The organism is Stenotrophomonas sp. 28608_Sma, from assembly GCF_056486185.1.
Window position 1 is genome coordinate 345,713 of record NZ_CM151308.1, and the last position, 21,887, is coordinate 367,599.

Annotated in this window: 20 protein-coding genes; 6 read left to right on the top strand and 14 right to left on the bottom strand. The window is 67.2% G+C overall.

What is annotated here, in order from left to right; all coding sequences use genetic code 11:
• Nucleotides 1-107 precede the first annotated feature (107 nt).
• Entirely contained in the window at nt 108-2,933 is a 2,826-nt protein-coding gene (locus ACZLHH_RS01535) for a TonB-dependent receptor (RefSeq protein WP_071229391.1), read from the bottom strand.
• Nucleotides 2,934-3,291: 358 nt separating this feature from the next.
• Between ACZLHH_RS01535 and ACZLHH_RS01540 the strand changes: the two genes are divergently transcribed.
• Nucleotides 3,292-3,591: a YrhB domain-containing protein gene (locus ACZLHH_RS01540; RefSeq protein WP_071229390.1), complete on the top strand. Its 300-nt coding sequence runs from the start codon at nt 3,292-3,294 to the stop codon at nt 3,589-3,591.
• A gap of 74 nt (nt 3,592-3,665) precedes the next feature.
• On the opposite strand, the gene ACZLHH_RS01545 is transcribed toward ACZLHH_RS01540, so the two are convergent.
• The 4 genes from ACZLHH_RS01545 to ACZLHH_RS01560 all read right to left on the bottom strand — a co-directional run bounded on the left by ACZLHH_RS01545 (nt 3,666) and on the right by ACZLHH_RS01560 (nt 8,219).
• The gene (locus ACZLHH_RS01545; RefSeq protein ID WP_071229389.1) at nt 3,666-4,988 is read right to left on the bottom strand and encodes an ABC transporter permease; all 1,323 of its coding nucleotides are present in this window, start codon (nt 4,986-4,988) and stop codon (nt 3,666-3,668) included.
• A gap of 13 nt (nt 4,989-5,001) precedes the next feature.
• Nucleotides 5,002-6,159, bottom strand: coding sequence for an ABC transporter permease (locus ACZLHH_RS01550; protein ID WP_071229388.1), 1,158 nt, complete (start codon nt 6,157-6,159; stop codon nt 5,002-5,004).
• A gap of 14 nt (nt 6,160-6,173) precedes the next feature.
• A complete protein-coding gene (locus tag ACZLHH_RS01555) occupies nt 6,174-6,863 on the bottom strand; it encodes an ABC transporter ATP-binding protein (RefSeq protein ID WP_071229387.1) in 690 nt (229 codons plus the stop codon).
• 102 nt (nt 6,864-6,965) lie between these two features.
• Entirely contained in the window at nt 6,966-8,219 is a 1,254-nt protein-coding gene (locus ACZLHH_RS01560) for an efflux RND transporter periplasmic adaptor subunit (protein WP_071229386.1), read from the bottom strand.
• 202 nt (nt 8,220-8,421) lie between these two features.
• Between ACZLHH_RS01560 and ACZLHH_RS01565 the strand changes: the two genes are divergently transcribed.
• The 4 genes from ACZLHH_RS01565 to ACZLHH_RS01580 are packed head-to-tail and all read left to right on the top strand — an operon-like array spanning nt 8,422 to nt 11,911.
• Nucleotides 8,422-9,318, top strand: coding sequence for an ABC transporter ATP-binding protein (locus tag ACZLHH_RS01565; RefSeq protein WP_071229385.1), 897 nt, complete (start codon nt 8,422-8,424; stop codon nt 9,316-9,318).
• Nucleotides 9,315-10,091: an ABC transporter permease gene (locus ACZLHH_RS01570; RefSeq protein ID WP_071229384.1), complete on the top strand. Its 777-nt coding sequence runs from the start codon at nt 9,315-9,317 to the stop codon at nt 10,089-10,091. Before ACZLHH_RS01565 ends, ACZLHH_RS01570 begins: the two co-directional genes overlap by 4 nt.
• Before the next feature lie 6 nt (nt 10,092-10,097).
• Complete coding sequence (locus ACZLHH_RS01575; RefSeq protein ID WP_071229383.1) at nt 10,098-11,312, top strand: sensor histidine kinase; 1,215 nt, start codon at nt 10,098-10,100, stop codon at nt 11,310-11,312.
• On the top strand, nt 11,309-11,911 hold the full coding sequence (locus ACZLHH_RS01580; RefSeq protein ID WP_071229382.1) for a response regulator transcription factor: 603 nt from the start codon (nt 11,309-11,311) through the stop codon (nt 11,909-11,911). Before ACZLHH_RS01575 ends, ACZLHH_RS01580 begins: the two co-directional genes overlap by 4 nt.
• A gap of 627 nt (nt 11,912-12,538) precedes the next feature.
• Here ACZLHH_RS01580 and ACZLHH_RS01585 read toward each other — a convergent pair.
• The 9 genes from ACZLHH_RS01585 to ACZLHH_RS01625 form a co-directional block, all read right to left on the bottom strand.
• Nucleotides 12,539-13,075, bottom strand: a complete 537-nt coding sequence (locus ACZLHH_RS01585; RefSeq protein WP_012509795.1) for a cytochrome b — start codon at nt 13,073-13,075, stop codon at nt 12,539-12,541.
• Nucleotides 13,072-14,175 carry a catalase family peroxidase gene (locus tag ACZLHH_RS01590; RefSeq protein ID WP_071229381.1) on the bottom strand — a complete coding sequence of 368 codons (1,104 nt, stop codon included), beginning with the start codon at nt 14,173-14,175 and terminating at the stop codon, nt 13,072-13,074. The genes ACZLHH_RS01585 and ACZLHH_RS01590 overlap by 4 nt, the downstream gene beginning before the upstream one ends.
• 135 nt (nt 14,176-14,310) lie before the next feature.
• The gene (locus ACZLHH_RS01595; RefSeq protein WP_049398105.1) at nt 14,311-15,678 is read right to left on the bottom strand and encodes a leucyl aminopeptidase family protein; all 1,368 of its coding nucleotides are present in this window, start codon (nt 15,676-15,678) and stop codon (nt 14,311-14,313) included.
• A gap of 3 nt (nt 15,679-15,681) precedes the next feature.
• On the bottom strand, nt 15,682-16,401 hold the full coding sequence (locus ACZLHH_RS01600) for an HAD family hydrolase (RefSeq protein ID WP_032128162.1): 720 nt from the start codon (nt 16,399-16,401) through the stop codon (nt 15,682-15,684).
• Nucleotides 16,402-16,432: 31 nt separating this feature from the next.
• Nucleotides 16,433-17,542, bottom strand: coding sequence for an AI-2E family transporter (locus ACZLHH_RS01605; protein ID WP_071229380.1), 1,110 nt, complete (start codon nt 17,540-17,542; stop codon nt 16,433-16,435).
• Between the two features lie 67 nt (nt 17,543-17,609).
• A complete protein-coding gene (locus ACZLHH_RS01610; protein ID WP_071229379.1) occupies nt 17,610-18,077 on the bottom strand; it encodes a protein sip-5 in 468 nt (155 codons plus the stop codon).
• Nucleotides 18,074-18,544: a phage holin family protein gene (locus ACZLHH_RS01615; protein WP_071229378.1), complete on the bottom strand. Its 471-nt coding sequence runs from the start codon at nt 18,542-18,544 to the stop codon at nt 18,074-18,076. The genes ACZLHH_RS01610 and ACZLHH_RS01615 overlap by 4 nt, the downstream gene beginning before the upstream one ends.
• 8 nt (nt 18,545-18,552) lie before the next feature.
• Nucleotides 18,553-18,918 (bottom strand): hypothetical protein, encoded by a 366-nt coding sequence (locus ACZLHH_RS01620; RefSeq protein ID WP_032128158.1) that lies wholly within the window; start codon nt 18,916-18,918, stop codon nt 18,553-18,555.
• 101 nt (nt 18,919-19,019) lie between these two features.
• A complete protein-coding gene (locus ACZLHH_RS01625; protein WP_049421476.1) occupies nt 19,020-20,453 on the bottom strand; it encodes a Do family serine endopeptidase in 1,434 nt (477 codons plus the stop codon).
• A gap of 491 nt (nt 20,454-20,944) precedes the next feature.
• Between ACZLHH_RS01625 and ACZLHH_RS01630 the strand changes: the two genes are divergently transcribed.
• On the top strand, nt 20,945-21,838 hold the full coding sequence (locus ACZLHH_RS01630; RefSeq protein WP_071229377.1) for a histone: 894 nt from the start codon (nt 20,945-20,947) through the stop codon (nt 21,836-21,838).
• The last annotated feature ends 49 nt before the right edge of the window (nt 21,839-21,887 follow it).

Genomic DNA, 21,887 nt, shown 5'->3' on the forward strand with positions numbered 1-21,887 from the left:
CTCGGCTGACACGTGTGCACAAAAAAGAGCGGCGCCCCGAGGGGCGCCGCTCTGCTTCCATCCACAGCCAGGAGAGAGTTGGCTGTGACGGGAACGCGGTTGCAGGCTTAGAAGCGCTGCTGGTACTTCATGTACATGAAGCGGCCGATGTCGAAGCCACCGTAGTAGGTGAAGCTGCTGTTCGGCTGGCTGTACATGATCGGACCCTGGTGGTCGAAGACGTTGTTCACGCCCAGCGACACGGTGCCGTCCCACGGCAGGCTGTAGCGCACCTGCAGGTCGTGGAAGGTGTTGGAGCCCACCTTGTTGGTCGGCGATGCACTGGTGTACGACGAACTGAAGCCCGGCAGGTTGCACTCGTCCATGTACGAGCACTTCTCCTTCATGCTGGAGTAGTAGCGCGCGGTCCAGCCGATGCCGAGGTCGCCGTACTGCCAATCCAGGTTGAAGGTCGAGCGGACGCGGAAGTCGCCGCCCCAGCTGGTGCGCTGCTCCACCGGCGTGGTCGCGGCGTTGTCGTTGCGCTGCTTCAGGTAGTCGGTGTAGGTGGTGTTCCAGTTGACGGCGAACTGGCCGAACGTGGTTTCCGGCAGGCGGTAACGCACGTTGATGTCATAGCCGGCGGTTTCGCGGAAACCGGCATTGACCAGCGAGCGGTCCAGGCTGTTGACCTGGCCGTTGCTGCCACGGGTGAAGCGGCCACAGGCGGCGTCCGAACCCTGCACATAGCACTGCTCGAGAATGCTGTTGGTGGTCTCGGAGACGATGGCGTTGTTGATGCGGATCTTCCACCAGTCGAGGCTGACATCCAGGCCGGCCACGAAGTCCGGGCTGTACACCAGGCCCACGGTCCAGGTCTTGGCGGTTTCCGGCTTCAGCGCCGCGTTGGAACCCGAGTTGAAGTCGACGGTCGACTGCTGGCCCGGCTTGGTGGCAACGGTGCCATCGCTGTTGAGCTGGCGGAAGTTGGCCGGCACCTTCAGCGCCTGGCAACGGGCAGCAACGGTCGGGCTGGTGGCCGCGGTACCGAACGAGGTATCGCACGGATCGGTGAACGAATCGCGGGTACTGACGGTGCCACCGTACAGGTCATCCACGGTCGGTGCACGGAAGCCGGTGCCGTAGGTGGCGCGTACCAGCAGGCTGTCGATCGGCTTCCACTTCAGGCCGAACTTGCTGTTGGTGGTCGAGCCGAAGTTGTTGTAATCCGAGTAGCGACCGGCCACGTCCAGCGACAGTTCGCGCGCGAACGGCAGATCGGCCAGCAGTGGCACCTGCAGCTCCAGGTAGACCTCGTTGAGCGAGTAGTCGCCACGGGTCGGCTGGCCGGTGGTGCCGGTAATCTCACCCTTCTGCACCCGCATGTCCGGGGTGTAGCTGGCTTCTTCGCTGCGGTGCTCGAAGCCCATCGCGCCCATGATGTCGCCGGCCGGCAGGGTGAACAGCGAACCGGAGATGTTGGCGCTGGCCACCTTGGTGGTGCTCTTCATCTTGTCGACGAAGCGGGCGAACAGGTAGTCCTGTACGTCCTGGTTGCTCAGCGAGCCAGGGCCGGTATAACCCATCGGCGCAGCCGGGTTCCACGGCACGCAGCCGGCGATCACCGCACCCGGTGAGCCGCAGCGGGCCACGTTGCCATCCATGAAGGACGGGCCGACGGCCTGGTTGACGTGCGGCTGGTACATGCTGCCGGTACCGATGCGCTCGCCTTCATTGCGGTTGTACATGTAGCTGACGTTCCAGTCCCAGTACCGCGAACCGGTTTCGAAGCTGCCTTCCAGGCCGATGCTGGCGCGCTTGGTCTCCAGATTGTTCTCGGTGCCGCGCGGCAGCTCCTCGGAGCGGTGCGCGAACAGCACATCCTGGCCCCACAGGTTGAACGTGCTGTCCTTGGACAGGGCGGCACGGCTGCCGTTGCGCGCCTGGGCGGCGCTGACCGAGTACGGGTAGCCGGCCAGCTGCTTGGTCGATTCGCGCTTGCTGTACAGCGCGTCGGCGACGATGCGCAGGTCGTCGGTGATCGAGAAGCCGCCGTTGGCGAACACCGAGGTGCGCTCCAGGCCGGTCAGCAGGCTCATGTTGGTCTTGCTGTTGGCACCATCGGCCGGATCCGGCGCGTGGAAGTTGCCCTTCTGGCTCGGATCGCCGCCCGGGCCCACGGTCAGGTTCTTGCCACCGACGGTGACGTAGCCCCACGGGGTGTTGCCGTTCAGGTTGTCGGTCGGGTGGCGCGGGCCGTTGGGATAGCGGCTGAACTCGCGATCCTTGCCCAGCACTTCGTCTTCCTTGGTGCGCTCAGCACCCACGGTGAACCAGCCGCGGTCGAAGGTCTTGCCGAAGGTGGCGCTGTAGGAGCGCTTCTGGCCGTCACCCTGGCCGTACTGGCCGACATAGACGCTGGCTTGGCCACCGTCGAAGTTCTTGCGGGTGATGATGTTGACCACGCCGGCGATGGCGTCCGAGCCGTACAGCGCGGACGCGCCATCGGTCAGCACTTCCACGCGCTCGACGATGGCCGACGGAATCGAGGCCAGGTCGGAGTAGCCTCCGGCGCTGACGCCCATGCGGCGGCCGTCGATCAGCACCAGGCTGCGTTCCGGGCCGAGGTTGCGCAGGCTGACGTACATGCCGCCGAAGTCGCGCGAGGAGGTCAGCGAAGACGCGCGGCCCATGCTCGGCGAACCTGCGGCGGGAATGTCCTGCAGGATGTCGGCGACGTTGACGTAGCCCTTCTTCTCGATCTCGGCGCGGTTGAGCGCGATCACCGGCTGTGCGGTCTCGACACTGGCCTGGCGGATGCGCGAGCCGGTGATTTCGATGCGGTCGAGAGTGGTGGTGGCGTCGCCGGTGCTCTGTGCGAAGGCGGGGGTGGTGCAGCTGGCGGCCAGCGCGATGACGATCGCGTTGCGCAGCGGAGTGGTTTTCAGGGACATCCGTGAAATCTCGTGTTTCAGGAAAAACATGCGCCCGTTCTATGGGCGCGTGGGGTGCTGCAAACCAACGTGGGGGGCGCGATTCTAGAATGTTTCCATTCGTAACTGTTTGTCTCGACGCCGATAGAAGTGCGCGAAAATGAATCGCAACCAACAATCCACAGATGCGCTGTGCGCTGCGTCACGCGCGCTGCGTTTGCGATGGGCAGAGGCATCGATAGCGGCACAAACCCGGCATGCTTGAGCGGTTGCGACAACACGTCGCAGTGCACAACCATGCCCAGGCGCTCTTCAGTTGCGACGCGCCCACCTGCATGGAATGCTCGTCTCGTTGTCACCGAACGAAGGAGATGAAGGAGTGATTCATCTTGAAGAGGCACGCCGTCGCGTGGAGGCTGCACTTGTCGACGACGAAGAACCGGTTGTCATCACGAACGAGCATGAGGTGGTCGAAGGCTGGCTGTTCTGCTTCCAGTCGTTGCGCTACCTGCAATCCGGCGAGATCTCAGACGCGCTGGCCGGCAATGGGCCGATCTTCTTCGACAGGCAGACGGGCGAGCAGCACGCGCTGGGCACGGCATATGCGCCTGAAGAAGCCCTGCGTCAGCATCTGGCACTGCGCGCCCTGCCGTCTGATGCCGCGGCGGCGGATTTCTGAGTTCGGCAACGAAAAAGGGACGGAGCTTTCGCTCCGTCCCTCTGCAGGATGCGCAGTCTGTCGCTGCGTGATGCTCAGGTTTCGCGCAACGCCGTGGTGATCGGCAAACGCGCCGCGCGCAGCGCCGGGAACAGGCCGCCGACCAGGCCGATGCCCAGCGCCCATTTCAGGCCGGTCCACAGCAGTTCCGGCGACACATGGAACTTGAACACCACTGCGCTGAAGTTGCTGCCGATGGTGGACACGCTGTAGCCATTGAACAGCAGCCATGCCACCGCACACCCCAGCAGGCCGCCGAGCAGTGCCAGCAGCATCGTCTCCAGCATTACCGCCGTCACCACCGGCAGGCCGCGGAAGCCGATCGCGCGCATGGTGGCGATCTCGCGCGCACGCGTGGCGACCGCCGCGTACATGGTGTTGAGCGCGCCGAACACCGCACCGACCGCCATGATGGTGCCGATCACCTTGCCGAGGATGTCGATCAGCTTGGTCAGCCCGCCGCCCTGCTTGCTGTAGTAGACGCGGGTGGTTTCCACGTCCAGTTTCAGGCGCGGGTCGGCGGCGACGGCGGCCTTGAACTGCTCGAAGCCGGCCTTGCCATCGGTGCGCACGCTGATCGACTGCCACGCACTGCGCTGGTAGGTGGTGGCCAGCGTATCGGCGTCGGTCCACAGTTCCGAATCATGCGCATCGCCGGTGGCGAACACACCCACCACGGTCCAGGTCTGGTTGCCCAGCGTCAGCGTCTTGCCAACGTCCAGATCGCGGAACTGGCCCTTGGCGCCCTGGCCGACCACGATCTCGCGCAGGCCGGTGGCGAACGTGCGGCCTTCGACGATCTTGACCTTGTCATGCAACGCCCACGCCTGCGGGCCGACGCCGCGGAACTGCGCGTTGACGTCGGTGCCATCAGACTTCGATACCAGGTTGACCACCTGCGACAGCTCCGGTGACAGCAGCGGCCGGCCTTCGGCATCGCGGCTGATGCCGGGCAGGGTGGACAGCGTCGGCACCTGTTCGCGGGTGATGACCGAGTTGATTTCGGCCTGCGAGCCGCCGCGCAGCACGATGGCGGTGGTGTCATCGCCGGTGTTGTTGAGCGTGGCCTGGAAGCCTTCGCCCATCGCCAGCATCGCCACCAGCACGCCGACCACGCCAGCGATGCCGACCACGATCACCGAGGACGCGCCCCAGCGCTGCGGCAGGCTGGCCACGCCGATGCGGGTGGCGGCCAGTGCAAGTCGCCCACCGCGGGTCAGCAGCAGCCACAGTGCCACCAGCACGGCCACGGCCAGCACGCCGATCCACGGCAGGCTGATCCACAGCACCAGGCCGATCACCAGCAGCAGCACCGTCACGCCGTTGCCCAGCCACTTCTTGAGTTTGCTCTTGAACATGTCTGCGTTCTCCTCAGCGGCCGGCCAGTGCGTCGACGATCTTCAGGCGCTTGGCACGCAGCGCGGGCAGCAGGCCGACAATGGTGCCGATCAGCAGCACCAGGGCGACGCCCAGCAGCCAAGTATTCCACGGCACATGCGCGGGCAGCACGCCGCCGAAGTTCGCGGCCACCACCGGCAGCACCAGCGAGGCCAGCACCATGCCGAGCAGGCCGCCAAGGCCCACCAGCAGCACCGACTCGATCATCACCAGCGACAGCACGGTGCCATCCTTGAAGCCCAGCGTCTTCAGCGTGGCCAGTTCGGGCACGCGCTCGCGCACCGCCTGCGCCATGGTGTTGCCGGTCAACAGCAGCAGGGTGAAGAACACCGCACCCATGATCGACGTAACGATCATGCCGATGTCCGCGAACTGCTTGACGAAGGCCTGCTGGAACGCCGATTCGGTCTGTGTCTTGGTCTCGTGGTCGGAGTTGGCAGAAATCGCATCGATGGCCTGCGCCACCCGCGAGGACTGGTCAGGGTTGTCCAGGGTGATCGTGTAGTAGCTCACCTGGTTCTTGATGTAGTCGTTGGATTCATCGAAGTACTTCCAGTTCATCATCAACTGGCGTTCTTCGTTGCCCGCTTGTGTGCGGTCCTTCGAGCGGAAGATGCCCTTCAGTTCCAACGGCCAGTCATTGCTGCCGCCACGCGGGAAGATGGTTGCCTGCAGCGGGATGGTGTCGCCGATCTTCCAGCCGAACTGCTTGGCCAGCGTTTCGCCGACGATGGCGCCGGTGCGGGTCTGCTTCCAGTCTTCCAGCTGCGCCGGATCGATCTGCAGTTCACGGTAGACGTCGAAGTAGTTGGGTGACACCGAGAAGTTCGGGAAGAAGTTCTTCGGGTCCTGGTAGATGCCGCCGAACCACATGCCGTAGGCCACGTCGCGCACGCCGGCCACCTGCCGCACCTGCGCTTCCAGGCGGATCGGCAGCGATTGGGTGATCGACAGTCGTGAGGCCACCACCAGCCGATTGGCGCCCTCCACGCTGCCGCCGGAATTGAACGCCACGCGGACCGAATCGAGCATGCCGAACAGCAGAAAGGCGGCCACCACCGAAAGCAGGGTCAGCAATGTACGGGTGCGGCTGCGGAACAGCTGCGCCCACACCAACGAGAAGTATTTCATCGCCGTGGCCTCCGTCAGTGGGCCAGCGGCGCGTCGGCCAGCTCGCCCTTGTCCAGGTGCACCGTGTGCGTGGCGTACTCGGCGGCCTTCGGGTCATGGGTGACCATGATGATGGTCTTGCCATGCTCGCGGTTGAGCTGCTGCAGCAGGCCGAGGATCTCCTCGGCGGACTGGCGGTCGAGGTCGCCGGTGGGCTCGTCGCAGATCAGGAAGGTCGGGTCGGAGACGATCGCCCGCGCGATCGCCACGCGCTGCTGCTGGCCGCCGGACAGCTCATTCGGTCGGTGGTTGCGGCGGTCGGCCAGGCCGACCAGGGTCAGCGCGATCTCGGCATTGCGGCGGCGCTGCGCGGCATTGAGATGGGTCAGCAGCAGCGGCAGCTCCACGTTCTTCTGCGCGGTCAGCATCGGCATCAGGTTGTAGAACTGGAACACGAAGCCGACGTGGTGGCTGCGCCAGGTCGACAGCTGGCCGCCGCTCATCTGGTCGATGCGCTCGCCTTCGATGCTGATCTCGCCGCCGCTGGGGTTGTCCAGGCCGCCGATCAGGTTGAGCAGGGTGGTCTTGCCTGAGCCGGACGGACCCATCAGTGCGACGAAGTCGCCGCTGGCGATGTCCAGGTCGATGCCGTGCAGCACCTGCACCTTTTCGGGGCCGCGCTGGTAGGTCTTGGTGATGTTGCGCAATGAAACCAGGGTCGACATGGGTGGTTCTCCACGGAAGGCGGGAAACGGGGAAGCACCACGGCGGTGGCCGCAGGCATGCGTCGAGCGGTGTTGCCGGCGGCGCCCGCAGGCGCCAGGCCGTTACTGCGCTTGTTTCTGTTGCACCTTGGCGCCGTCGCGCAGGGTGTCCGGCGGGTTGACCACCACCGATTCACCCGCGCTCACGCCCTTGAGGATCTGGCGGTCTTTGCCCATCGCCTGGCCGGCCTCGACCGTGCGCTGCTGTACGCGGTTCTCATCACCCAGCACGAAGGCCACCGAGACGCTCTCGCGCTGCACCACGGCGCCCGCCGGCACGCGCACGCCCTGCGGCTTGGCGGCCGCCTGCGGCTGCGCCTGCTCCAGGAAGCTGACCCGCACGCCCATCTCCGGCACGATGCGCGGGTCCTTCACCTTCAGCGCCACGCGCACCTTCACCGTGGCCTTGCCGCGGTCGGCGGTGGGGATGATGGCGATGACCTCGCCGGGAATCTTCCATTCCGGGTAGGCATTGAGCGTGGCTTCCACCGGCATCTTCGGCTGCACGCGGCCGATGAAGGCTTCGCCGACCTCGACTTCGATCTCCAGCGAGTCCATGTCGACGATGGTGCCGATGCCGGTGCGGGTGAAGCCGCCGCCGGCCGACAGCGGCGAAACGATTTCGCCGGGCTGCGCAGCCTTGGCGGTGACCACGCCGGAGAACGGCGCGCGCACGATGTTGTTGTCCACGCCCAGGTCGGCGATGGCCAGCTGGTCGTTGGCCACCTTGACGTTGCGCTGTGCGGTGTCCAGCTGTGCCCGCAGGCTGTCGCGCTGGGCCACCGCCTGGTCGTACTGCGAGCGCGACACCAGCTGCTGGCCGACCAGTGCCTGCAGGCGGCTGGCTTCGGCGGCGGCCTGCTTCTGCTGTGCCTCCAGACCGGCCACCTGGCTGCGTGCGGCCTGCAGCTGCGAGGCATACAGGCTACGCTGCGCGTCGGCATCGATCGGGTCCAGCGTGGCCATGATCTGGCCCTGCTCCACGCGCATGCCTTCCTCGATCATCACCTCGCGCACCTTGCCGGTGATCTTGGCCGAGACCGTGGCCATGCGCCGGGCGACCACGTAGCCGCTGGCATCGAGCACCGAACTGCTGGCGCTGCCCTGCTGGATGGCCACGGCGGGTGCGGTTTCCACCTCCACCACCGGCGCACGCCCGAACAGGAAGGCGACGACGGCGGCGACCAGCAGCACGACCACGATGATCGCGATCCACAGCCAGCGGCGGCCACCACCACTGCCACTCCCTCCGGAGGCGGGCGGCGGGGACTTGCGGTCGATACGGAGTTCCTTCAACAGCTCGGCAGAAGCGTTCATTCGTTCCATCACAGACGTTCGGGCGGGTGTGGCCGGAAGAGCGGACGGCGGCGGTTCCGGCGGTGGAGCGTGCGGCACAGCATGAAGGCAGGCACAGCGATGACGGCAGTGACAGCTGTCACCCGATGACACTGACGGCGGCAACTGCGAAATGTGACCACGGCGGCACAGGATGGCAACGTCCCCGCTACCGGTACCGCCCATGGATCCGATCGCCCCGTCGCTGGCCCGCCTGCAGCAGGTACAGGTGCGTTACCGCGACCGTACCGCCCTGCATGGCATCGACCTGCAGGTACGCGCTGGCCAAGTGCTGGCGCTGCTGGGCCGCAACGGTGCCGGCAAGAGTACCGCGATCAGCGTGTTGTTGGGCCTGCGCCGCGCCGACGCCGGACAGGTCGAGCTGCTTGGCGCTGACCCGCAGCAGCGCGCCAGCCGTATCGGCCTGGGCGTGATGCTGCAGAGCACCAGCCTGCCGCCGATGCTGCAGGTGGACGAACTGGTGGCGCAGGCCAGCGCCTGCTATCCCGACCCGATGCCGTTGCAGGAGGTGCTGCAGCGTGCTGGCCTGCAGGCGCTCGCGCGCCGCCGCTACGGCCAGCTGTCAGGTGGCCAGCAGCGCGCCGTGCAGTTCGCCATCGCGCTGTGTGGCCGCCCGCGAGTGCTGTTCCTGGACGAGCCCACCACCGGCCTGGACATCCAGGCGCGGCAGGCGATGTGGCAGGCGATCCGGCAGCTGGTGGCCGAAGGCTGTGGTGTGCTGCTGACCACCCATTACCTGGAGGAAGCCGAAGCGCTGGCGCTGCAGGTGGTGGTGCTGGAGCAGGGCCGGGTGCTGGCCGACGCGCCGCTGAGCGAGCTGCGCCTGGCCGATCGGCCGCGCCGCATCCGCTGCCGCAGCGGGTTGCCCATTGCGGACGTGCAGCAGTGGCCGGGCGTGCAGGAGGTGCAGCGCGACGCCGAGCACCTGCAGCTGCTGGCGAGCCCGGCCGAGCCTGTGGTGGCGCGCCTGCTGGCCGCCGATGCGCAGCTGCGCGAACTGGAAGTACAGGGCGCGGCGCTGGCCGACGCCTTCCTCGATCTGACCCGGGAGGCCGCATGAACACCCTGATCCGTACCGCCAGCGCGCCAGCAGCCTCATGGCGCCGCGTACTGCGCCCCTACCGCGCCGAGCTGCAGGCCGAACTGCGCCGGGCCTGGCGCACGCCGGCGTTCGCGGTGCCCTCGCTGCTGTTCCCGGTGCTGTTCTATCTGCTGTTCGGCGTGCTGCTGGGGCGCGGTCATGCGCCGTTGTACCTGTTGGCCACCTACTGCGTGTTCGGCGCGATGGCCCCGGCCCTGTTCGGCTTCGGCGTGCAGTTGGCGCTGGATCGTGAAGGCGGCCTGCTGACTCTCAAGCGCGCGCTGCCGATGCCGGCGGCGGCACCGCTGCTGGCACGGCTGGCGATGGCGGTGATGTTCGCGCTGCTGGTGGCGTTGCTGCTGATCGGCGTCGCGCGCGTGCTCGGTGGCGTGCAGCTGCAGGCGTTGCAGATGGTGCAGCTGCTGGCGGTGGCGGGCCTGGCGGCGCTGCCGCTGGGGGCGATTGGCCTGCTGATCGGCAGCCATGTCAGTGCCAGCGCGGCACCGGCGATGGTCAACCTGGTCTACCTGCCGCTGGCCCTGCTGTCGGGCCTGTGGCTGCCGCTGTCGGCGCTGCCCACGCTGTTCTCGACGATGGCCCCACTGTGGCCGACCTGGCATCTGGCGCAGCTGGCGCTGCCGGTGGTCGGGCTGCCGGCAGTGGGCAGCGTGGCCGGCCACCTGCTGGTGCTGCTGGCGGTCACCGTGGTCGCGCTGCTGCTGGCGCGCCGCCGCCTGCGCCGGATCGGCTGAACTGGCATGATCGGCAGCGATCGTCCCCGCCTGGATTCTCTCGTGTCGTCGAGCTGGCTTGCGTCCCTGCTGCGCCCTGCGCCGGATTCGGCCGTGGCCGAACTGCTGCGACGTGGCAAGTCGCCCTGGAGCGGAGCGATCCACCTGCTGTGGTCGGTATGGATCTTCCTCACCCCGGTGCTGGGCAATGGCTTCACGCTGCGCTGGCTGCTGCTGACCCTGCTCAGCTATCCGTTGTTCCTGCTGCTCTATGCCAGGGTGATGCTGTCGCCACGGCACCATGGGTGGCGCTATGCGCTGGGCATGATCGTGCTGGCCCTGGTACTGCTGCCCTGGTACCCCTCGGGACTGAGCTACTTCGTGTTCGGCTGCGTGATGATCCGCATGAGCGGGCGCAGCAGCTGGTGGGCGTACCTGCTGCAGCTGACCGCGCTGAACCTGCTGTTCTGCGGCACCGCGCTGTACTTCGGCTATCCGTGGCAGGCCATGGTGTGGATGCCGGCGGTGTCGTTCATCGTCGGGCTGGTGGTGAACGTGGAGGCCCTGAGCCAGCAGCGCGACGTTGCCCTGCAGCTGTCCCAGGACGAGGTGCGGCGACTGGCCACCACCGCCGAGCGCGAGCGTATCGGCCGCGACCTGCACGACCTGCTGGGGCACACGCTGTCGCTGATCACGCTGAAGCTGGAGCTGGCACGCAAGCTCTACGATCGCGATGACGCGCGTGCACGGCAGGAGATCGGCGAGGCCGAGGACATTGCACGCGAAGCGCTGGCACAGGTGCGCAGTGCAGTGACCGGCATCCGCGCCAGCGACCTTGCTGGCGAGCTGGCATCGGCGCGCCTGCTGCTGGAATGCCAGCAGGTGCATCTGCAGTACACGACGCCACCTGCGATGCCGGTGGAGGTGGAGCGCGGGCTGGCGTTGGTGCTGCGCGAGGCGGCGACCAACATCGTGCGCCATGCGCAGGCGACCCGGGTGCAGGTGGATTTCATGCTTGAGGAACGACAGTTGGCGATGCAGATACGCGATGACGGCCGTGGCGGCGTGCAGGCCGAGGGCAATGGGTTGAGTGGCATGCGTGAGCGGGCCGCAGCACTGGGTGGCCAGTTGACGCTGCAGTCGCCGCGCGGGGCGGGCACCGTGCTGACGGTACGCGTGCCGTTGATGGCCGCGACCACGCCGCTGTCGCCCACGTCGTTGGCGCAGGACGGTGCCGCATGATCCGCATCCTGCTGGCCGAAGACCAGGCCATGGTGCGCGGCGCACTGTCGGCGCTGCTGGGCCTGGAGCCGGACATCGAAGTGCTGGGCAGTGCTGCCGATGGCGAGGCCGCCTGGCGGATGTTGCAGCAGCTGCAGCCGGACATCCTCGTGACCGACATCGAGATGCCCGGCTTGTCCGGTCTGGAACTGGCGCAGCGCATCGCCCGCCAGGAGCTGCCGATCAAGGTGGTGATCGTGACCACCTTCGCCCGTGCCGGCTTCCTGCGCCGTGCGCTGGAGGCGGGCGTGCTGGGCTACCTGCTGAAGGACGCACCGGCCGAGAACCTGGCCGATACCCTGCGCAAGGTGAAGCAGGGCATCCGCGCGATCGACCCGCAGCTGGCACTGGATGCGTGGTCGCAGGCCGACCCGCTGACCGACCGCGAACGCCGCGTGCTGCGGCTGGCGGGCGAGGGCCGCACCGCCAGTGAGATCGCCGAGCAGCTGGGGTTGTCGCACGGTACGGTGCGCAACTACCTGTCCGAGTGCATCGGCAAGCTGGGCGTGGCCAATCGGATCGAGGCGTATCGGCTGGCGCGGCAGAAGGGGTGGTTGTAGGGGCGGCCTGCTGTTCCCAATGATATCGTTTCCGCGACCGCGGGTGGGTGTCACTTTCTTTGCTCGTGCACCACGCTGCAGGAGCAGCGTGGAACGGCGTAGCCGGCCCGCAGGGTGGCGCACATGGATGTGCGCCATCAAGAAAGGAACCAAAGAAACGCTCCGCCGGCCGCGAGCCGGCGCGCTTCGCACGCCGGTGCCCTGCGCTCCTCGGTCCGTCGAGGGACGGTGCGGGAACTCGCTGCGCTCAGACACCCGCACCTCTTCGCCCTCGCCGGACCTGCGGTGCTCGGCTCGCTCAAGGCGGACTTGAAGGGCAAGATCAACAGCTAGAGCATCCACGCATGGCGTGGATCTACTGGGTGCAGCTGTGGCATTTGACCTTGGGTCCGCCTTGAGCGAGCCGAGCATCGCAGGGGAATCAGGGGCGAAGAGGCGCCGGTGTTTGAGCGCAGCGAGTTCGGCGCCGTCCCCTGATTCACCGAGAAGCACAGGGCACCGGTGCGCAGCACCGGCTCGCGCTCTGGCGGCGCGTTTCTTTTGGTTACTTTTCTTTTCGCGTGAAAAGAAAAGCGACACCCTCCGCGGTCGCGGAAACGATCCGCCGGGAACACCCGGCGAACCCTTTCAATCCTTCCCGCGCGCCATCGCCTGGAACACCCCATCACGCCGCACCCACAGGTGGAACAGCGCCGCACCCACATGCATCAGCACCGTGGCGAACAACACATACGCCAGCAGGCTGTGCGCATTGCGCAACGCGGCATACAGCGCCGGGGTATGCGGCACGATCGGCGGCAGGTGCAGGCCGCCCCACAGCACGATCGGGTAACCGCCGGCCGACAGCATCGCCCAGCCGATCAGTGGCATTGCCAGCATCAGTGCATACAGCATCCAGTGCGAGGCTTTGGCCGCCATCACCTGCCATACCGGCAGATCCGCCGGCAGCGGTGGCGGGCGATGGCGCAGCCGGTTGTACAGGCGCAGCAGCACCAGTACGCCGATGGCGATGCCCAACGGGCGATGCAGATCGATCAGCATCGGCCGCAGATGCAACGAAGCGACCATAGTCACGCCGATGAACAGCATGGCGATGATCATCAGTGCCATGGACCAGTGCAGCACGCGCGCGAGCAGGTTGAAGTGGCCGTTGCCGGTGCTCATCTTGCGGCCTCCTTCGGTTGCTCGACGTTGCCGGTGGCGCGCTCGCGTTCGCGGCGGTTGAAGGACTGCGAATACACCGCCGAGCGGGCGGCCAGGATCGGATCGTCACTGCCACGCACGCCACTGGGCAGGATCAGCGGATCGAAGTTGATCTGGCCGCAGGCGCCTTCTTCCTGCGACTGCAGGCGGTCCAGGCTGAGCACGCCGGCCACCACCTGATCACGCGATTCGGGCCACGGTACCGACGGATCATCGATGGCATCGCCGGGCTCGGCGGTGGTCACGACCAGGTTCCAGCGCACCGGGCCGCTGGCCAGGCGCTGCTGCAGTTCCTGGCTGAGGAAATCGACGCTGGCGTTCTTGCGCGTTTCCGCATCCATCTCGACCACCGGCGCCTGCGGCTGCCAGCGCCAGCGCACCGCGCGTTTCTGGCCCTGCGCGTTGGTGAACCAGAAGCTGTTGACGCTGTTGAAGGTGGTGTCAGCCCAGCTGCTGGTCCACGGCGCGGTCTTGGCCCACTGCTGGAACGCTTGTGCACTGGGGTATTTCGCCAGCACCGCGGCCATTTTCTGCGGGTCGGGCTTGCCGGTGGCCGGGTCCGGGATGGAGGCGCGCGTCTGCGCGTAGAACGCCTCGGCGTTGGGCACGGCGAAGAACGGGAAGCTGTTCATCGCCATGCGCCATTCCTGGCCATCATCGCTGACCATCTGCACCGCGAGGCTGCGTACGCGCGCGGTGTTGTCGGCGCCGTACGGGTCGCCGCCGCCGATCGACAGGCGACCCATCACCGGCACGCGGCGCTGCGAGAACACGCGGGCGCTGGACAGGGTGGGGGCCTGCGCACTGGGTTCGAACCAACCGCTTACACACACGCCCTTGCTGTGCGCACGGCGGAAGCCCGGATGGGCCGGGCCGGTGGCCTCGATGGTGTCGGTGAAGCGCTGCGCGGTCAGGCGGCCGCCAATCCAGCCGGCCAACCAGGCGAAGGCCAGCGCCACCGCACCCAGAATGAGTGCGATCAGTGCGATCCAGAGCAGTGGGGAATGCTTGCGCGGCGCGCCCGCTGTCTGGCCGGCGCGGGTGTAGCGGAAGAGCGACATGGTCGGAGTCCTGCCTTCACGGAGCGTGTGGGTGGTCGACCCACACATCCTCGCAGAACCCTTCCAGGCCCGGTATTCAATTTTTCGTCAAGTTTGCCGGGGACGGCGTGCCGACCAAGGTCGGCACCCACCCGATCAGCTGTAGCGCTGCTTCAGCATCGCCCACGCCGAGCGCAGCGCCAGCGCTTCGCCGCCAGCCGGCCGGCCCGGGCGTTCGCCGTCGTTCCAGGCATACACGTCCAGATGTGCCCAGCGCTGGCCGTCTTCCAGGAAGCGTTCCAGGTACAGCGCGGCGGTGACCGAGCCGGCCATGCGCGAACCGGCGTTGGCCAGGTCGGCGATGCCGCTGCTCAGGTAACGCAGGTAGGGGCGCCACAGCGGCATGCGCCAGACCGGGTCGCGGGTCGCGTCGCCGGCCTGCAGCCACTGCTGGGCCACGCTGTCGTCGTTGCTGAAGAGCGCCGGCAGGTCCGGGCCCAGCGCGATGCGCGCAGCGCCGGTAAGGGTGGCGAAGTCCAGCACCAGGTCCGGTTTCTGCTCGCTGGCGAAGGTCAGCGCATCGCACAGGATCACGCGGCCTTCGGCGTCGGTGTTGTCGATCTCCACGCTCAGGCCCTTGCGGGTGGCGATCACTTCGCCCGGGCGGAAGGCATCGGGGCCGATCGCGTTTTCCACCGCCGGCACCAGCAGGGTCAGGCGCACCGGCAGGCCGCGCGCCATCACCAGGCCGGCCAGGGCCAGTGCATGCGCGGCACCGCCCATGTCCTTCTTCATGTTGCGCATGCCGTCGGCCGGTTTGATGTCCAGGCCGCCGGTATCGAAGCACACGCCCTTGCCGACCAGCACCAGTGCCGGATCGGTGTCCTTGCCCCAGCGCAGCACGACCAGGCGCGGTGCGCGGTGCGAGGCGCGGCCGACGGCATGGATGGCCGGGAAGTTCTGCTTCAGCAGTTCATCGCCGGTGATCGCCTCGACCTGCGCACCGTGCGCATCGGCCAGCGCGCGCGCGGCGTCTTCCAGCTGCTGCGGACCCATGTCTTCGGTCGGGGTGTTGACCCAGTCGCGCACGCGCAGGCTGGCGGCGATCAGGTCGGCCACTTCGCCGGTCGGCTCAGCCACCAGGCGTGCCGGTGCACGGTGGCGCTTGCGGTAGCGATCGAAGCGGTAGCTGCCCAGGCCCCAGCCCAGCTGCAGCAGCGCCAGTTCGGCGGCCGGCAGTTCGCTGGCCAGCTGCCACACGCTGCCTTCCGGCAGGGCATGCGGGGCATGCGAGTAGCTGTAGGCATCGCCACGATCACCCACGCCGATCACCGCACCGGCCAGGCCATCGGCGCCGGGCAGCAACGCCGTGGTGAAGGCACCGGCGGTGAAGCCCTGCGACGCCAGCCATGCCTGGGTGGCGGCTGGCTGGCCGTCCTTCCAGGACGCGAACTGCTCGCGGTCCAGCACGTACAGCGGCAGTGCTGCGGCGGTGTCGGCAGTGAAACCAGTGATCTCGCTCATGCGTCAGGTACTCCGGGGTGCGGCAGCGTCGAGGTTGGCATCCAACCAGTCGGCCAGGCCGGTGAGGGTGTCGAACTGCAGGTCCGGCTGCAGCTGCGGATGGGTCCAGGTGGCTGCTTCGCGGTTGATCCAGCAGCCGCGAAGGCCGGCGGCGATCGCCCCGGCCACGTCCATTTCGGCGTGGTCGCCGACGTGCAGTACCTGCGCCGGCGCAACACCCAGGCGGGCGCAGGCGGCGTGGAAGATGCTCGCCTCCGGCTTGGCCGCGCCGTGTTCGCGCGCGCCCAGCTGGAAGGCGAAATGATGGGCCAGGCCGATCCGCTCCAGATCGGCATTGCCGTTGCTCAGCGCCGCCACCGGCACCCGCGCGGCAATCCGCGCCAGTGCGTCGATCGCATCGGGGTAGCACTCGACCTGGTTGCGCGCGGCGAAGAACACGTCATACGCCGGCTCCAGCAGATCCAGGCTGGCACCACTGGTGTGCAGCGCTTCGTGCAGGGTCAGCCGGCGCAGTGCGCTCAGGTCGTGATGGAGGTGCGGATGGGCGTGGTACAGGCGCTCGCGCAGTTCGCGCATCGCCGCCACCGGATACATCTCGGCCGTGGCGGGGCTGTGTTCACGCATCCACTCGTGCAGGACCAGGTCGATGCGGGCGCCGATCGGAGCGAACGGCCACAGCGTGTCGTCAAGGTCGAGGGTGATGGCTTGGACGGGGAAATTCACCCCGCCATTCTACCCCTGCCCGCGCGGGCTTTCATTCCAGCAGACGCGCCCAGCCCTGCATCCCGTCCAGCCGCGCCAGCACCAGCTTGATGCAGACCAGCAGCGGCACCGCCAGCAGCAGGCCGATCATGCCCCAGGCCCAGCCGAACACCATCAGCGCCAGGATCAGCACCAGTGGCGACAGTTTCATGCGACGGCCCAGCACGATCGGGGTCACCATCTGCCCTTCCAGGGTGTGCAGGCCCAGGTAGGCGGCGGCTGGCAGCAGGGCCTGCAGCGGGTCGCGGAATTCCACGAAGCCCATCAGCAGCATCAGCGCCACGCCGATCAACGGACCCACATACGGAGCGAAATTCAGCAGTGCGGCCACCGTGCCCCACAGCAACGCTTCCTGCAGGCCGATGCCGAGCAGCATCAGTACGCCGGCGAACACCAGCCCGACCAGGGTGTTGATCACGCTGATGGTCAGCACATAGCGCGACACCTCGCGCTCGATCGAACGCAGGATGTCACTGGTGAAGCGCTGCTGCTGACGGTTCGGGAACAGGGCGATCGCCGCGCGTTGCAGGCTCTGCCCGTAGATCATGAAGAACAGGGTCAGCAGCACCACCGCCAGCACCGAGGCGGCCAGCCGCGGCGCACGGGTCAACATGCGGTACGGGTCATCGAGCTGGGCGCGGATCACCTGCACCTTGCGGTTGCTGTCGCCACCGGCAACACGGGCGAAGTTCTCCGCAGCCTGGTTGGCCTGCTGCACCGGCTTGGTCAGGTCCTGCACCTGGCGGGCGATCTTGCGCAGCTGCTGCGGTGCTTCCTGTGCCCATTCCATTGCCGGGCCGATCAACTGCACCGCCAGCGAACCGGTCACGCCCAGGCCCGCGCCGAGGATCAGCAGAGCGGCCAGCGCACGCGGAATCCACAGCTTCTGCAGCAGGCGCAGGATCGGATTGCCGACCAGTGCGAAGAACATCGCCAGCAGCACCGGCAGGATGATGTCCTGTGCCGCCCACAGCGTGTAGCCCACCGCCAGGGTCGCCAGCACCACCAGCGACATCGGTCCGCGCGGACGCGACGGTGGCGGCAACGGGGCGTCGGGCTGTTCGGGGCCGGCCGGTGACGGGGACAGGAGGGACTCGCTCATCGACGCACCAACCGGGAAGGGGAGCGCATTATCCGCCGGCCGCGATCGGCGCGGCGGATTCCATGGATCAACGTTCGGACAGCTCGGTAGCCGCTTCGGCCGGACGCGGTCCGCGCAGGTCCGGTTCCGGTTCTGGCTCCGGCACGGAACGTGGAGCCGGTGCCGGCCGTGGCTCGGCAGCGGAGGCCGCCGCCTGTGCCTGTTCGCTGGCTTCGTCGGCTTCCTCAGCCGCGTCGTCGGCAGTGGCTGCGGCCTGCGCCGCCATCGCCGTGGCGAACGCCGCCTGTGCACTGGCGAACAGGTTCGAGACCGAACCCACCATTTGCAGCCAGCGGGCACCGTTGACCTTGCCCGGCACTTCCAGCTTGCCGGCGATGAAGCCACCGGCCAGGCCGACCACCACGATGCGCAGCGGCGACCAGCCCTTTCGCCAGACGTCGCTGAGCGTGGACCAGTGGTCCTGGGTTTCGCCCAGGCGCACGGTCACCACTTGTTCGCAGCGTTTCACACGCCGTTGCAGCGCGCCGAACTTCATGGCTTGCCCTCGGGCAGCTGCACTTCGGCATCGGGATCGTCTTCGCTGGGTTCGTCGAACAGGCCCAGGCGTGACAGCTGGCGCCGGGTAGCGTGCATGCCGGTGTGGTGGAAGAAGTAGGACACCCGCCAGATCGCATAACCGGTGACGGCCAGGCTCAGCAGCGAGGTGATCAGCAGCGCCTGCAGCCAGCTCAGGCCCCAGCTCTGCAGCAGGGCGATGAGGGTGGCGGCCATCAGCAGCCAGGCCGAGGCACCGAACACGATCGCCACGCCGGCCCAGGCCAGCGCGCGACCGAATGCACTACGCGCCAGCGCGAAGTCGGCCGAGGCCAACCGGCGCAGCGAGCGCAGCGTGTGCTTGGCAGAATCGGTAGCGGCACGACCGGCCGCGCCGACCTGGCGGATGCTCTCATCCAGCGGCGGGGTAGCCGCCGGATCAGGCGCTTGCGCGTTGTCTTCGCTCACGCCGCGGCTTACTTGTCGCTACTGCCGCGGGCCAGCTTGGCGATGATCCAGCCGGCAGCGAAGGCGACACCGAACGAGGCCAGCGGACGTTCACGGATCAGCTCAGCGGCGCTGTCGATCAGGTCCTTGCCCTTGTCCATCAGCGCGTCGACCTGTTCCTTGGCGGCTGCACCACCAAACTCGGCGGCGGCCAGGCCGGACAGCGCGCTGTCGGACAGTTCAGCCTTGACGTTGGCCTTGCCGATGCGCAGTTCGTCGCCGGCTGCGCCGGTTGCACCCTTGATTGCACCGCCGGCGGCCGACGCGGCCTGCTTCAGATGGGAACCGGCTTCACCCAGGTGTTCCTTCAGGTTCTCGGTATTGGTGGGGCTCATCGAATCACTCCTGTTGCGATGGGGGAACGGGAGTCGGCGGTGCCGACCTGGACTGACAGCAATAGCATTGCCGGGGTATAGGGGGTGTTACGGCAGGGCGATCAGCGCATCACGAGCTGGCCCTGCTGCTGGCCATTGTTGCGCAGCACGCGTATCACCAGGGTCGGCGGGCGCTGCTGGAAGTTGGCGCGCCAGCTGGCCAGGTCGGCGAATTCGCCCACGGTGGCATCGGTGATGATGTCGCCCTGCTGCAGGCCGTTGGTGGCCGCGCGGCTGCCGCGCTTGACCTCGCTGACCAGCACGCCACCGACACCGGACTGGCGCAGCGACTCGGGCAGGTCGACGAAGGTGGCCCCGGTCAGGCGCGGGTCCAGGCTCTCGCCGGTGACCGCGCGCGCCTGTTCCTTCAAGGTTGCCTTGATCTGCAGCGGCTTGCCCTCGCGGCGCACGTCCAGCGTCAGCGTGCTGCCGACCGCCGCCAGGCCTTCCACGTTGTGCAGGGCTTCTGCGCTGTCCACGCGCTGGCCGTTGGCCGAGACCACCACGTCGCCCGGCTTCAGGCCGGCGGTCGCAGCGGCCGAACCGGCCAGCACGCGGGTGATCAGCGCACCCCGCGTTTCGCCCAGGCCCAACCCCTGCGCGATCTGCGCGGTCAGGTTCTGGCTCTCCACGCCCAGCGTGCCGCGCACCACTACGCCGTGCTTTACCAGCTGGTCGACCACGCTGCGCGCCAGGTTGGAGGGGATCGCCAGGCCCAGGCCGATGTTGCCGGCCATGCTGCCCTGCGGGTTGAAGCTGGCGGTATTGATGCCGACCAGCTGGCCCTGCAGGTCGACCAGCGCGCCACCGGAGTTGCCCGGGTTGATCGACGCATCGGTCTGGATGAAGTTCTGGTAGCCCAGCCCGCGGATGCCGCTGCGGCCCACCGCCGAGACGATGCCGGAGGTGACCGTCTGGCTGAAGCCGAACGGGTTGCCGATGGCCACCACGAAGTCACCGACCCGAAGCTGGTCGCTGTTGCCGAGCTTGATGTCGGTCAGGTTCTGCGCCGGGATGCGGATCAGCGCGATGTCGGTATCGCGGTCCGAACCGAGGAACTCGGCCTTGACCGTGCGCCCGTCGGCCAGTGTCACCTGCACGTCATCGGCGTTGTCGATGACGTGGTGGTTGGTCAGCACCAGGCCCTCCTTGGCGTCGATGATCACGCCCGAGCCCAGCGATTCGTTGATGCGTTCCTGCGGGATGTCCGGGAACAGGCGGCGGAAGAACGGGTCGTTGAAGAAGGGGTTGCGCACGCGCACCACCTGCTTGGTGTTGACGCTGACCACGGCCGGCATCGCCTTCTCCAGCATCGGTGCCAGCGACGGCACCGCCTGTCCGGCCACCGAGGCCGGCAATGCCGCCGTGGTCGGCAGTACCGCAGGCAGCGGCGCGGCGTCGGCGCGGTTGTCCAGGTGGGCATTGATGCCGGTGGCAACGAAGCCACCGAAGGCGGCGGCGATTGCGAGCGTGAGCAGGGTGGGAAGCGGTCGCATGGGAGTCGGTTCGCTGGCGTGGGTGGGGGCGGTTCGGCCCTACGGTAAAACAAGCTGAATGAGTGTGTCGCGATCTGGATAAATGCGCCATGAAAACCGGGCGCCCGGAACGCGGGTCGGCGTCGCCATCTGTGGGGCGGTGGCGACAACGTCGGGCGTGCTTCGCAATGTGCCGACGTCTGCCGAAGCGCGTGTGGATACAGGCCGATACTTGCGCAGTTCTGCGCATCCTGGTGCCGCGATGCGCCATATCGCATGCCTTTCGCAGCACTCTGGCAGGTGCGCGCAGGCAGCACCTGCCGCTACCCGCACCGTGCGGCGCAGCACTGAAAAAAAGGGGTTTCCTGTCAACCCACTGTGCTCGAGAGGGTGCTGGGCTACACCATTACCGTCGCAGCAGATGCGATTGCGGGCGCATGCCCCGTTCCACGATCGTCAATGTCGGTATAGCATCGCCCCGTTTTGATACTTAAGGCCCGCAGGAGGGCAACATGAGCAACGGTAATGGTGTGTCGGTCGTGACCGACGCCGTCGAGAACGTCAAAGAAACCGCCACCAACGTTGGCGAGACCATCGCCCACGCTGCCGAAGACGCAGTGAAGTCGGTCAAGAAGACCGTCAAGCGCGCCACCAAGGCTGCCGGCACCCGCGTTGCCAAGGCCAAGAAGGCCGTGGCGAAGGTCGAGAAGACCGTTGCCAAGAAGGCCGAGAAGGCTGCCAAGTCGGTCGGCAAGACTGTTGCCAACGCCAAGAAGAAGCTGGAAGCCGCCAAGAAGAACGCCAAGGCCGAAGCCGCTGCCCTGAAGAAGGAAGTGGCCAAGAAGAAGGCGGCTGCAGGCAAGGCCGTGACCAAGAAGGCCGCCGCTGCCAAGAAGACCACCAAGGCTGCCACCAAGGCTGCTGGCAAGAAGGTCGCTACCGTGAAGAAGGCTGCCACCAAGAAGGCCGCCGTCGCGAAGAAGACCGTTGCCAAGAAGACCGCGGCCGCCAAGAAGGTTGTCGGCAAGAAGGTCGCCACCGCCAAGAAGGCCGTGGCCAAGAAGACCGTCGCCGCCAAGAAGGTCGCTGGCAAGAAGGCCGTGGCTGCCAAGAAGGTTGTCGGCAAGAAGGTTGCCGCTACCAAGAAGGTCGCCACCAGGAAGACCGCGGCCGCCAAGAAGGTTGTCGGCAAGAAGGCTGCTGTCTCCAAGAAGGCCGTCGGCAAGAAGACCGCTGCTGCCAAGAAGGTTGTCGGCAAGAAGACCGCCGTTGCCAAGAAGGCGGTGGGCAAGAAGGTTGCCGCCACCCGCAAGACGGTCGCCAAGAAGGCTGCGCCGCTGAAGAAGGTCGCCGCCAAGAAGGCTCCGGCCAAGAAGGCCGTGCGCAAGGTCGCCAAGCGCAAGTAATCGCGCCGTGACCGAAGGCCCTGCCACCCAACGGGTGGTGGGGCCTTTC

Bases quoted from the DNA above. Each gene is read 5' to 3' on its own strand.
- ACZLHH_RS01630 (WP_071229377.1), top strand. From the start codon at position 20,945: ATGAGCAACGGTAATGGTGTGTCGGTCGTGACCGACGCCGTCGAGAAC.
- ACZLHH_RS01560 (WP_071229386.1), bottom strand. From the start codon at position 8,219: ATGAACGCTTCTGCCGAGCTGTTGAAGGAACTCCGTATCGACCGCAAG.
- ACZLHH_RS01575 (WP_071229383.1), top strand. From the start codon at position 10,098: ATGATCGGCAGCGATCGTCCCCGCCTGGATTCTCTCGTGTCGTCGAGC.
- ACZLHH_RS01595 (WP_049398105.1), bottom strand. From the start codon at position 15,678: ATGAGCGAGATCACTGGTTTCACTGCCGACACCGCCGCAGCACTGCCG.
- ACZLHH_RS01580 (WP_071229382.1), top strand. From the start codon at position 11,309: ATGATCCGCATCCTGCTGGCCGAAGACCAGGCCATGGTGCGCGGCGCA.
- ACZLHH_RS01550 (WP_071229388.1), bottom strand. From the start codon at position 6,159: ATGAAATACTTCTCGTTGGTGTGGGCGCAGCTGTTCCGCAGCCGCACC.
- ACZLHH_RS01610 (WP_071229379.1), bottom strand. From the start codon at position 18,077: ATGAAGTTCGGCGCGCTGCAACGGCGTGTGAAACGCTGCGAACAAGTG.
- ACZLHH_RS01605 (WP_071229380.1), bottom strand. From the start codon at position 17,542: ATGAGCGAGTCCCTCCTGTCCCCGTCACCGGCCGGCCCCGAACAGCCC.
- ACZLHH_RS01565 (WP_071229385.1), top strand. From the start codon at position 8,422: ATGGATCCGATCGCCCCGTCGCTGGCCCGCCTGCAGCAGGTACAGGTG.
- ACZLHH_RS01545 (WP_071229389.1), bottom strand. From the start codon at position 4,988: ATGTTCAAGAGCAAACTCAAGAAGTGGCTGGGCAACGGCGTGACGGTG.
- ACZLHH_RS01625 (WP_049421476.1), bottom strand. From the start codon at position 20,453: ATGCGACCGCTTCCCACCCTGCTCACGCTCGCAATCGCCGCCGCCTTC.
- ACZLHH_RS01555 (WP_071229387.1), bottom strand. From the start codon at position 6,863: ATGTCGACCCTGGTTTCATTGCGCAACATCACCAAGACCTACCAGCGC.
- ACZLHH_RS01570 (WP_071229384.1), top strand. From the start codon at position 9,315: ATGAACACCCTGATCCGTACCGCCAGCGCGCCAGCAGCCTCATGGCGC.
- ACZLHH_RS01620 (WP_032128158.1), bottom strand. From the start codon at position 18,918: ATGAGCCCCACCAATACCGAGAACCTGAAGGAACACCTGGGTGAAGCC.
- ACZLHH_RS01535 (WP_071229391.1), bottom strand. From the start codon at position 2,933: ATGTCCCTGAAAACCACTCCGCTGCGCAACGCGATCGTCATCGCGCTG.
- ACZLHH_RS01590 (WP_071229381.1), bottom strand. From the start codon at position 14,175: ATGTCGCTCTTCCGCTACACCCGCGCCGGCCAGACAGCGGGCGCGCCG.
- ACZLHH_RS01585 (WP_012509795.1), bottom strand. From the start codon at position 13,075: ATGAGCACCGGCAACGGCCACTTCAACCTGCTCGCGCGCGTGCTGCAC.